The following is a 10,431-nucleotide window of genomic DNA, read 5'->3' on the forward strand; positions in this document are numbered from 1 at the left end:
GTTGCCGGTAGCGGTGCCGCAGTCGAAGGTCCTGCCGTGACAGCGGCGGAGACGGCCGTCGAGACGATCCAGCGCGAGATGACGGTCTTCGCGCGCCGGGCCAGGGCGTCGGCCGGGCGTATGCACCCCGAGCTGTCGCTGGTGTCGTACACGCTCCTCGGGCATCTGGAGGAGCGCGGCGGCTGCCGGGCGACCGACCTGGCCGCGCACTACGCGCTGGACAAGTCGACGGTCAGCCGGCAGGTGGCGGCACTGGAGCGGACGGGGCTGATCGAGCGGCGCCTGGACCCGGAGGACCACCGGGTCCAGGTGCTGCATCTGACGGAGGCCGGGGAGGAGATCCTGGCCCAGGTCACCCGGAGCCGCCGGGCCGCCTTCCGGGAGCGGCTGGCGGACTGGCCCGAGGAGGACCTGGTCAGGTTCGCCGGCTATCTGGAGCGCTACAACGCCGGGACGTCGGCGGGCACCGGCGAGGCCTGACCGCGCGCCTCGGGCACCCTGACCGCGATGAAGGCGGTACGACGGCGGAGGCGGAAGCCCAGGGACTCGTACAGCCGGATCGCGTTGGTGTTCCCGGCGCCGGTGTGCAGGAACGGGGTCTCGCCGCGTTCCCGGATGCCGTGCCCGATGGCGCGGATCAGCCGGGTCGCGAGGCCCTCGCCGCGGTACGCCGGGTCGGTGCAGACCGCGCTGATCTCGGTCCAGCCCGGGGGGTGCAGCCGCTCCCCCGCCAACGCGATCAGCCTGCCGTCACGGCGGATGCCCAGGTAGGTGCCGAGTTCGACGGTGCGGGGCAGGAACGGGCCTGGCCGGGTGCGTTCGACCAGGTCGAGGATCTCGGGCACGTCGGAGGGGCCGAGGCGGACCGCCGCCGGCTCCGGGGCGGTCTCCATGCCCTCGTCCACCAGTTGCACGCCCTCGACGTTGAACGTGAGGTCCCAGCCGTCCGGGAGCTCCCCGCGGAAGCCGGGCAGCCCGATCTCCGCGCCGGGTCCGGCCAGGGCGGCGAGGTCGGCCCAGTCCTGGGCGTCCGGCTCGTCGGGCAGGGCCAGCCACGGGGAGACGTCGACCGGGTAGCGCAGGATGCGGCCGCGCCGTTCGGCGAAGTGGGCGTGCGGGCCGGTCAGCGAGGCGAGGGCGGGGTTGTCCAGGATGTGCGGGGCCTCGGCGGCGTCGGGGATGGAGCTGGGGCTCGGGCTGGGGCTCGGGACGCTCATACGGCGACCTCGATCACGATCTTGCCGCGGGCGTGTCCGTCCTCGACGGCGCGCAGCGCCTGGTCGGCCCGGTCCAGCGGGAAGGTCTGCGAGATGTGCGGGTCGAGTTCGCCGCCGACGACGAGTTCGGCGACCTCGTCCAGGACCGCGGCGGTCCGGGCGCGTTCGACGCGGGCCCCGCCCAGCGCGGCGACCTCCTCGGGTGCGGCGCCCGCGGTGATCAGTTTGGTGCGGTCGGCGAGCAGTCCGGCCGCCTCGGCGAGGACCTCGCCGCCGACCAGGTCGTAGACCCCGTCCACGCCCTGGGGCGCGGCGGCCCGCACCCGTGCGGCCAGGTCGGGGCCGGAGGCCACGTGCACGGCGCCCAGGGACTCGACGAAGTCCTTCTTGGCCTCGCTCGCGACGCCCAGGACCCGCAGGCCCCAGGCGCGGGCGATCTGCACGGTCGCCGCACCGACCCCGCCGCCGGCACCGGTGACCAGCAGGGTCGCGCCCTCGGGCAGGTCGAGCTGGCGCACGCCGTCGTAGGCGGTTGCCGCGGCGACCGGCAGGGTGGCGGCATCGGTGAACGACAGGGCGGCGGGCTTGTGCGCGGTCACGGACGCCTTCAGCAGGACGTACTCGGCGAACGCGCCGCCGGCCGTGCTCCCGAAGACCTCGTCGCCGGCCGTGAACCCGGTCACGCCCTCTCCGGTCGCCTCGACGACACCCGCGGCCTCGCTGCCGAGGACGACGGGGAAGCGCGCCTCGCCCTCGCCGGGCCGGCGGAAGCCGTTGCGCAGTTTCCAGTCCACGGGGTTCACCCCCGCCGCGCGCACCGCGATCAGCAGCTCACCGGGGCCGGGAGTCGGGCGGTCCACCTCGGCGAAGGCCTCGGTCTCGGGCCCGCCGTGCCTGGTGTAGACGTACGCCTTGGGCATCGTTCTTCCTCGCTCTCTGATGCTGTCACCGGTGTCCCGACAGCCGCACTCAGCGCCAAGGACGGGCGCGCGACCGCTATTCCCGCGCCCTCGGATCGTTCACAAGGCCGCAATGATCGGGGCCCTGACCTGGGTCGGAGCACCCGATCGGACGTCGTACGGTTGAAGCATGAACATCACCCGGGGCTTCACCGGCCGCCCCCGCACAGCCAACGCCGGACTGCCTCCCGGCCAGTACGACGCGGGCGACGACTGGCCCGTGCTGTCCGCCGAGGTGACACCGGAGCTGGCCCCGGCCGACTGGTCGTTCCGGATCGACGGGCTGGTGGCCGAGCCGCGCACCTGGGACTGGGACGCGGCGCACGCACTGCCGTCGTCGGCGTACGAGGGTGACATCCACTGTGTGACCAGCTGGTCCAAGTTCGGGGTGCGGTTCCAGGGCGTCTCGCTGGACGCGTTCTTCGATGTGGTGCGCCCCCATGGGGCCGCCACCCATGCCCTCGCCTACTCCCACACCGGTTACACCACAAACCTGCCGCTCGCGGACCTCACCGGCGGGCGGGCCTGGATCGCGTTCGCCTACGAGGGCGAGCCGCTGGCCGCCGAGCACGGCGGGCCGGCCCGGCTGCTGGTGCCGCACCTGTACTTCTGGAAGAGCGCCAAGTGGATCGCGGGCATCACCCTGCTCGACCACGACGAGCCCGGGTTCTGGGAGCAGAACGGGTACCACGCGCGGGGCAACCCCTGGGAGGAGCAGAGGTACTCCGGTGACTGAGGCGACGGGAACGACGGCAGCCGGGACGTTCACTCCCGCGACCCGCTTCGCGGTGCCCGGCCGCATCGCGGTCAGCAACCGGGCCGCGTCGGTGTGGCAGACAGCCACGATCGCCGCGATACGGCGGGAGACCCCGCATACGGCGACGTTCCGGCTGGCGGTGCCGGGCTGGACGGGGCACCTGCCGGGGCAGCACCTGATGCTGCGGCTGACCGCCGGGGACGGCTACGCGGCCCAGCGCCACTACTCGCTCGCCTCCGCGCCCGACGGCTCCGGCCACATCGAGCTGACGCTGGACCATGTCGACGGCGGGGAGGTCTCCGGCTGGTTCCACACGGTGGCCCGGCCCGGCGACACCCTGGAGGTGCGCGGCCCGCTGAGCGGCTTCTTCGCCTGGCCCGGCGACCGGCCCGCGCTGCTGGTCGGCGCCGGTTCCGGGGTCGTACCGCTGATGTCGATGATCCGGCACCACCGGGCCCGGGCGCTGGACGTGCCGCTGCGCATGGTGGTGTCGGCCCGCTCCCCCGAGGAACTGATCTACGCGCGGGAGCTGGGCGCGGAGACCACGACCGTGTTCACCCGCTCCGCGCCCCCGGGTGTGCCGGTGGGACGTATGGCCGCCGCACATGTGGCCCCGCTCCTGGCCGAGCCGCCCGCTGGTGGGTGGGAGGCCTATGTGTGCGGCTCCAACGGGTTCGCGGAGCATGCCTCGCGGCTGCTGGTGGCGGCCGGGCAACCGGTGGACCGGATCCGTATCGAGCGGTTCGGCTGAGCGCAGGTACCCAGCCAGTGCCGACATGACGGCGCAGGGGTGCGGGCGTGCGGCGCGCGCCGGACGGCGTGCTTCGGCCACTGTCGCACCGGGTGGCTGCGCAGGGTGAGCGGGGTACTCCGTACGGGGTACCAGACCCGTGTGGACGCTCGCGTGCAGCGGGGGCACGCTGGGAGCTGCGGACCGACTGTCCGGCCCTTCGGCTTCTGTGGCGGCGAGGAGGTCGACATGCGTACCCGGGTGTGTGGCTGGCGCTGGCGGCAGAACCCGCTGCGCCGCAGGTCGGACATGGTGGAGGCCTGGATCGCCCTGGGCGTCGCGGTGCTGCTGTGCATAGGTGCGCCCCTCGTGGGGGCGGTGGTGGGGCTGTGGGCCCATGACCAGGCGCGGTCCGTGGCCGCGGCGGAGCGGGCCCAGCGGCACATGGTCCGGGCCGTGGTGGTCGGCAACACGCCGCAGCAGCTGCCGTACGTGCAGGGCGGCGACCGGGAGCACGCCTACCAGGCGAACGTCCGCTGGACCGAACCCGGCAAGGGCCCGAAGACCGCCCTGGCCCGGGTGCCGGCGGGGACCCGGACCGGTGACGCGGTGGACGTGTGGTTCGACCGGAAGGGGCACGGCGTCGCCCCGCCGCCCAACGAGATCGCCGTCTGGCAGCACACGGTCACCGTGGGCGTGTGCGGGGCGGGCGGCGCGGCGGCCGTGGTGCTGCTCGGCCACGGTGTCGTCCGCCGGGTCGCGCTGCGCCACCGGCTGGCCGAGTGGGAACAGGAATGGGCGCGCACCGGGCCGGACTGGACCCGCGGGCGCGCCTGAGACTCCTCGGCTTCCTGACGTGCTCTCAGACGGCTGACTGCAGTTCGCGGGCCACGCGCGCGTGGGTGCGCAGGGCATCGGCCAGCCCGGGCAGGACGGGCTCGCCCCGGTCGACCAGCACCCGGCCCGCCACCACCGTCGTCCAGGCACGGGCGGGTCCGCAGCGCAGCCAGGCCTCCACGGGGTCGGTGAGGGCACCCGCCAGGGCCACCTCGTGGAGGTCCCAGACGACCAGGTCGGCGCAGGCGCCGGGGCGCAGGTGGCCGAGTTCGTCGGCGCGGCCCAGGCAGCGGGCCGAGCCGCGGGTGGCGATGTCGAGGGCGTCCCGTGCGGTCATCGCGCCGGGTCCGCCCCGGTAACGGCCGAGCAGCAGGGCGTTGCGCGTCTCCATCCAGAGGGAGGCGTGGTCGGTGGAGGCGGAGCCGTCGCAGCCGAGGCCGACGGGCAGGCCGAGTTCGCGCATCTCCCGCACCCGGGCGGTGCCGCCGCCGATGAGCATGTTGGAGCTGGGGCAGTGCGCCACGCCGACACCGGCGGCCGCGAGGCGCCGCAGTTCGGCGTCGTCCGGGTAGATGCAGTGGGCGACCCAGGTGCGGTCGCTCATCCAGCCGCAGTCCTCGAAGTACTCGACGGGCCGGCAGCCGTAGGTCTCCAGGCAGTAGGCGTCCTCGTCGCGGTCCTCGGCGAGGTGGGTGTGCAGGCGGACGTCGTAGCGCTCGGCGAGTTCGGCGCTCGCCGTCATCACCTCCTTGGTCACCGAGAAGGGTGAGCAGGGCGCGAGGGCGACCCGGATCAGGGCGCCGGGGTCGGGGTTGTGGTGGGTCCTGATCAGCCGTTCGCTGTCGGCGAGGACCTCGTCCGTGGTCTGGGTGACGCTCCGGGGCGGCAGTCCGCCGTCCTCGACCGAGCGGGTCATCGAACCGCGGGTGGCGTGGAAGCGGAAGCCGATGTCCCGGGCGGCGCGGATCTCCGCGTCGACCAGGCCGGGACGCGGATGCACATAGAGGTGGTCGGAGGACGTGGTGCAGCCGCCCATGAGGAGTTCCGCCATACCGACGTACGCGGAGATGTGGGCGGCCTCCTCGTCGAGGCGGGCCCACAGCGGGTAGAGGGTGGTCAGCCAGTCGAAGAGGGTGCCGTTCACGGCGGGCGCGTAGGAGCGGGTGAGGTTCTGGTAGATGTGGTGGTGGGTGTTGATCAGCCCGGGGGTGACCAGCCGTCCGGACGCGGAGAGGACCGTGGCGGCCTCGGGCTCCTCGCCCGCCACCCCGACCGATGTGACCCGACCACCAGCTATGGCCACCCAGCCGCCCGGGATCTCCCGCCCGGCGTCGACGACGAGCAGTCCGGCGTCCTTGACCAGCAGATCGACAGCTGTCGGCATGGGCTCATCGTAGGGGGCGGGCGGCGCACAGGCCTGGCGAGTCGTCGGACCACCGACGTACGGTGTGATCATCCGCACCTACCCTTCACAAAGGCGGCTGTTGATGGCCCTGTTCGACCTTCCCCTCGACGAGCTCCGCGAACACCGCAGCGCGTCGGTGGCGCCCGAGGACTTCGACGCCTTCTGGTCCAAGACGCTCCAGGAGGCCCGCGAGCACGATCTCGACGCCCGCTTCGAGCCGGTCGACACCGGGCTGTCCACGGTCGAGGTGTACGACGTGACGTTCGCCGGGTTCGGCGGGCACCCGGTCAAGGGCTGGCTGCGGCTGCCGGCCGGTGCCGCCGAACCGCTGCCGCTGGTCGTGGAGTTCATCGGTTACGGCGGCGGGCGCGGGCTCCCGCACGAGAACCTGCTGTGGGCGTCGACGGGCCGGGCGCACTTCGTGATGGACACCCGGGGCCAGGGCAGCGCGTGGGGCGGTGGCGGCGGCACCGCGGACCCGGTGGGCGGCGCTCCGGCGTACCCCGGGTTCATGACGCGGGGCGTCGACGCGCCGGAGAACTACTACTACCGCCGGGTGTACACGGACGCGGTCCGCGCGGTCGAGGCGGCGCGCTCGCACCCGCTGACCGACGCGACACGGACCGTGGCGCTCGGCGCCAGCCAGGGCGGCGGGATCACCATCGCGGTCGGCGGTCTGGTCCCGGACCTGGTCGCGGTCGCCCCGGACGTACCGTTCCTCTGCGACTTCCCGCGCGCCACCACCCTGACGGACCGTCACCCGTACCGGGAGATCGGCCTGTTCCTCAAGACGCACCGCGGCCGTTCGGCGGACGTGCAGCGCACGCTCTCGTACTTCGACGGGGTGCACTTCGCGGCGCGCGGCCGGGCCCCGGCGCTGTTCTCGGCGGCTCTGGAGGACCAGACCTGCCCGCCGTCCACGGTCTTCGCGGCCTTCAACTCCTGGGCGCACGAGGACAAGGCGATCGAGGTGTACGACTTCAACGACCACGAGGGCGGCGGTCCGTACCACGAGGCGGCGAAGGTGCGCTGGCTCGGGTCGTACGCCTGAGGTGACCGGGGACATGGAACCGCAGGCGGCCGCCGAGCGGTTCGTCCGGGTGTGGGAGCGGGGCTGGGCCGCCCACGACGTGGACGCGCTGCTCGCCCTGTACGCCGAGGACTGCGTGCACCGCTCGATGCCGTTCCGCCCACCGCACCGCGGACGGGACGAACTCGCCGCATATCTGCGCTGGTCCTTCGAGGGGGAGCGGGTGGCGGACGTCCGGTTCTCGGCGCCGCTGGTCGGTCCCGGCGGGGTCGCGGTGGCGGAGTTCCGGGTGTTCTCGGAGGAGGACGGCACCACGGTCACGCTGGCGGGGTGCGTGTTCGCGCGCTTCGACGCGCGGGGACTGGCGGTGGAGACCCGGGACTACTGGCACACCGTCGAGGGCCACCAGGAGCCGTCCGGGAACCTCTTCTTCCACTGACCTTCCCTCCAGTCCGACCAGTCGGTACGTTCGAGGTGCCCGGGTCGCAGCGTCGCGGCCTGGGTTTCCGGCGTACGACGGAGGGCGCATGTCCGAGCACGAGCCACAGGTCCAGGGTCACTGCGCACCGCGTTTCGCGGCGGTGCGGGAGGCCTTCGAGGAGAACTTCCGGGACCGCGGGGAGCTGGGCGCCGCCGTCGCGGTGACGGTCGGCGGCGAGACGGTGGTGGATCTGTGGGGCGGCTGGGCGGACCCGGCGCGCACCCGGCCGTGGGAGCGGGACACCGTGGTCAACGTCTGGTCGACGACCAAGGGCCCGGTGGCCCTGTGCGCGCACATCCTGGCCGACCGGGGGCTGCTCGACCTCGACGCGCCGGTCGCCGACTACTGGCCGGAGTTCGCGGCGGCCGGCAAGGCGGGCGTCCTCGTACGGCATCTGCTGTCGCATCGCGCCGGGCTGTCCGGGCTGCGCGAGCCGCACTCGATCGAGGATCTGTACGACTGGGAGCTGACCACCTCCCGGCTGGCGGCGACGGAGCCCTGGTGGGATCCGGGGACCCGGTCCGGGTATCACGCGCTGACCTACGGCTTCCTGGTCGGCGAGGTGGTACGGCGGGTGTCGGGGCTGCTGCCGGGCGCGTTCCTGGAGCGGGAGGTGACCGGGCCGCTGGGCATCGACTTCACCGTGGGGCTGCCGGAGAAGGAGTCCGGGCGAGCGGCGGAGCTGGAGCATCCACGGGTCCTGTCGGACAGCGAACAGGCCGCGATCTTCAGCCAGTTGGCGCCCGTGGCGATCGCCGCCCTGGCCAACCCGGCGGCGGGCGCGACCGAGGCGAACACCCCGCGGTGGCGGGCGGCCGAGATCCCGGCGGCCAACGGGCACGGCACGGCCCGGGCGGTCGCCGCGCTGTACGGCGTGTTCGCGGGCCGGGGCGACTACGGCGGCCTGCGGCTGCTGTCGCCCGAGGCGGCGGAGCGGGTGCGCGAGGGACAGGGCAGCTGCCGCGACCTGGTCCTGGGGGCGGGTTTCGAGCACGAGACCGAGATCGGGCTCGGGCTGTGGCTGAGCGGGCCGAACGGCTCGTACGGTCCAAACCCGCGCGCGTTCGGGCACGACGGGTTCGGCGGCTCCTGCGGGCTGGCCGACCCGGAGGCGGGGGTCTCGCTCGGCTACGTCATGAACCGGATGGGGCCGCGGATCGCGGACGATCCCCGGAAGACGGCGCTGGTCAGCGCCCTTTACACGAGTCTGTGAGGGCCGTTCGGTTTCGGCCGAATGCCATGGGCCGCTCTTCCCTGATGGTTTAGACCAATGCTAGATGTGGTCGCGGAACGAACCCGCACGGCTACGTCTTGTCATCGAGGCCCGTCGGTGAGCGTCAGCATGCTCGCCGGCGGGCCCGGTGACCAAGCCTTGTCACCCACAGGAGGCGCGGCATGGCCCGCACCACCCCGCACGACCACTCCGAGAGCGAAGGGCAGCCCCTGTACTGGCGGATCGCGACTCAACTGCTCGGCGAACTGCGCGACGGCACCATCCCGCCGGGCGAACGGCTTCCGGGGGAACGGCAGTTGGCGCAGCACTTCGGGGTCAGCCGGGAGACCGTCCGGCAGTCGCTGGAGGTGCTGCGGCACAGCGGCCTGGTCGCCACCGACCGGCGGGGCAGCCATGCGACGCTGCACGGCCGCCCGGTGGAGAACCCGGTCTCCCTGGCGTTCCCGGTGGGCGTCGGCACCGCCGAGCACGGCGCGGTCGACCGGGCCACGGTGACCTGGGAGGAGCCGCCGCCGGAGCACGCGGCGGCGCTGGGCCTGGCTCCGCACCGGCCGACCCTGATGCACCGCTACGAATGCGCCTCTCCCGACGGCCGTGCCCTGCGGACCGCCGTGACGTCCTTCTCGGCGGTGGCGCTGACCGAGGTCGAGGAGCTGGGCCGCTACCGGGACCGGGCCGACGGCTCGGCCGCCGCGCAGCTGCGCCGGGCCTACGACTGGATGCGCAAGGCCGGTCTGACCCTGCACCACCGGGACTCCATCACCCAGGTCGCGGACGCGTCCTCGGTCCGGGTGACCCGTCGGGTGCACGACCAGTACGCCCGTCCGCTGGAGATCACCGACCTGGTGGTGGACGCCCAACTGGACGCGCTGATCTACGAGTTCACGGTCCCTGCCGCGGGCTGACCTTCCGGGCCACGACCAGCCGGGCGCGCGGGCTGCCGTCCGCGCGCTCGCCGAAATCGGGCAGCGCGTACAGGTCCGTGGTGAACCCCGTCCGCGCCAACTCCCCCAGCACCTCGCCGAGTCGGAAGGCCCGGTAGTACATGACGAACGGCGGCCGCCACAGGGCGTTGCGCACCCGCATCACGGCGTCGAAGCCGAGCAGCATCCAGTATCCGAGGCCGGTGGGGCGCGGTGGGGCAAGCACCGGGAAGGCGAAGCTGCCGCCCGGCCGCAGCACCGAGTGGACCTGGCCGAACAGGCCGGGCAGCTCCCGGGCCAGGAAGTGGCCGAACGCCCCGAAGCTGACGACCAGGTCGAAGGCGGGTCCGAAGGGCAGGGCCCGGGCGTCGGCGTGCACCCAGTGGACGTCCGGCCCGTCGGGCGGCGGCAGGCGCCGGGCGACATCGAGCATGCCGGCGCTGAAGTCGACGCCGGTGACGCTGGTCCGGCACACCTGGGCCAGCACGTCCAGACCGGCTCCCGTCCCGCAGCACAGGTCGAGTCCGTCCTCGAAGGGGCCGAGCGGGGTGAGCGCCTTCGTGACCGCTTCCAGGATCGAGCCGGGCGTCCGGAAGGGGGTGTGGTCGAACTTCGGGGCCAGCAGGTCGTAGCCGCGCTCGACCGAGGTCAGTGCCTGGACGGCGAGCTCGCTGAGGCTCGGGCCTTCGGGGCTGAACATCCGGCCAGCTTACGGGAGCGGCCGGGCCCGGACGCGGGGGGGGGGGGGGCCCGGGGGGGGGGCCCCCCCCCCCCCCGGGGGGCCCCCCCCCCCCCCCCCCCGGGCCCCGGGGGGGGGGGGGCGCGGGGGGGGGGCGGGGGGGGGGCGGGGGCGGGGCG

Annotated in this window: 12 protein-coding genes; 8 read left to right on the forward strand and 4 right to left on the reverse strand. The window is 73.8% G+C overall.

Going from position 1 to position 10,431, the window contains the following annotated elements:
- Nucleotides 1-78 precede the first annotated feature (78 nt).
- Nucleotides 79-480 (forward strand): MarR family transcriptional regulator, encoded by a 402-nt coding sequence (locus ACFZDK_RS44810; protein ID WP_390982208.1) that lies wholly within the window; start codon nucleotides 79-81, stop codon nucleotides 478-480.
- Here ACFZDK_RS44810 and ACFZDK_RS44815 read toward each other — a convergent pair.
- Together ACFZDK_RS44815 and ACFZDK_RS44820 are read right to left on the reverse strand one after the other, a co-directional pair.
- Nucleotides 441-1,217, reverse strand: a complete 777-nt coding sequence (locus tag ACFZDK_RS44815) for a GNAT family N-acetyltransferase (protein ID WP_390981918.1) — start codon at nucleotides 1,215-1,217, stop codon at nucleotides 441-443. The genes ACFZDK_RS44810 and ACFZDK_RS44815 overlap by 40 nt on opposite strands.
- On the reverse strand, nucleotides 1,214-2,137 hold the full coding sequence (locus ACFZDK_RS44820; RefSeq protein ID WP_390981921.1) for a zinc-binding dehydrogenase: 924 nt from the start codon (nucleotides 2,135-2,137) through the stop codon (nucleotides 1,214-1,216). The genes ACFZDK_RS44815 and ACFZDK_RS44820 overlap by 4 nt, the downstream gene beginning before the upstream one ends.
- A gap of 169 nt (nucleotides 2,138-2,306) precedes the next feature.
- On the opposite strand from ACFZDK_RS44820, the gene ACFZDK_RS44825 reads away from it, so the two are divergent.
- The 3 genes from ACFZDK_RS44825 (at nucleotide 2,307) to ACFZDK_RS44835 (ending at nucleotide 4,500) form a co-directional block, all read left to right on the forward strand.
- Complete coding sequence (locus ACFZDK_RS44825) at nucleotides 2,307-2,912, forward strand: molybdopterin-dependent oxidoreductase (protein WP_390981924.1); 606 nt, start codon at nucleotides 2,307-2,309, stop codon at nucleotides 2,910-2,912.
- Nucleotides 2,905-3,684, forward strand: a complete 780-nt coding sequence (locus ACFZDK_RS44830; RefSeq protein WP_390981926.1) for an FAD-binding oxidoreductase — start codon at nucleotides 2,905-2,907, stop codon at nucleotides 3,682-3,684. The genes ACFZDK_RS44825 and ACFZDK_RS44830 overlap by 8 nt, the downstream gene beginning before the upstream one ends.
- 228 nt (nucleotides 3,685-3,912) lie before the next feature.
- Nucleotides 3,913-4,500 (forward strand): hypothetical protein, encoded by a 588-nt coding sequence (locus ACFZDK_RS44835; protein ID WP_390981929.1) that lies wholly within the window; start codon nucleotides 3,913-3,915, stop codon nucleotides 4,498-4,500.
- A gap of 25 nt (nucleotides 4,501-4,525) precedes the next feature.
- Here the strand turns inward: ACFZDK_RS44835 and ACFZDK_RS44840 are convergent, their stop codons facing one another.
- A complete protein-coding gene (locus ACFZDK_RS44840) occupies nucleotides 4,526-5,884 on the reverse strand; it encodes an 8-oxoguanine deaminase (RefSeq protein WP_390981932.1) in 1,359 nt (452 codons plus the stop codon).
- 103 nt (nucleotides 5,885-5,987) lie between these two features.
- Between ACFZDK_RS44840 and ACFZDK_RS44845 the strand changes: the two genes are divergently transcribed.
- The 4 genes from ACFZDK_RS44845 to ACFZDK_RS44860 all read left to right on the forward strand — a co-directional run bounded on the left by ACFZDK_RS44845 (nucleotide 5,988) and on the right by ACFZDK_RS44860 (nucleotide 9,555).
- Entirely contained in the window at nucleotides 5,988-6,956 is a 969-nt protein-coding gene (locus tag ACFZDK_RS44845; RefSeq protein ID WP_365688966.1) for an acetylxylan esterase, read from the forward strand.
- 13 nt (nucleotides 6,957-6,969) lie between these two features.
- Nucleotides 6,970-7,374, forward strand: coding sequence for a nuclear transport factor 2 family protein (locus tag ACFZDK_RS44850; RefSeq protein ID WP_390981935.1), 405 nt, complete (start codon nucleotides 6,970-6,972; stop codon nucleotides 7,372-7,374).
- 88 nt (nucleotides 7,375-7,462) lie between these two features.
- Entirely contained in the window at nucleotides 7,463-8,629 is a 1,167-nt protein-coding gene (locus ACFZDK_RS44855) for a serine hydrolase (RefSeq protein ID WP_390981938.1), read from the forward strand.
- Between the two features lie 182 nt (nucleotides 8,630-8,811).
- On the forward strand, nucleotides 8,812-9,555 hold the full coding sequence (locus ACFZDK_RS44860; protein ID WP_390981941.1) for a GntR family transcriptional regulator: 744 nt from the start codon (nucleotides 8,812-8,814) through the stop codon (nucleotides 9,553-9,555).
- Here ACFZDK_RS44860 and ACFZDK_RS44865 read toward each other — a convergent pair.
- Entirely contained in the window at nucleotides 9,533-10,273 is a 741-nt protein-coding gene (locus ACFZDK_RS44865; protein WP_390981944.1) for a methyltransferase domain-containing protein, read from the reverse strand. The two genes, ACFZDK_RS44860 and ACFZDK_RS44865, sit on opposite strands and share 23 nt — an antisense overlap.
- Nucleotides 10,274-10,431 lie beyond the last annotated feature (158 nt).

The organism is Streptomyces sp. NPDC007901 (genome assembly GCF_042959465.1).
Classification (GTDB): Bacteria; Actinomycetota; Actinomycetes; order Streptomycetales; family Streptomycetaceae; genus Streptomyces.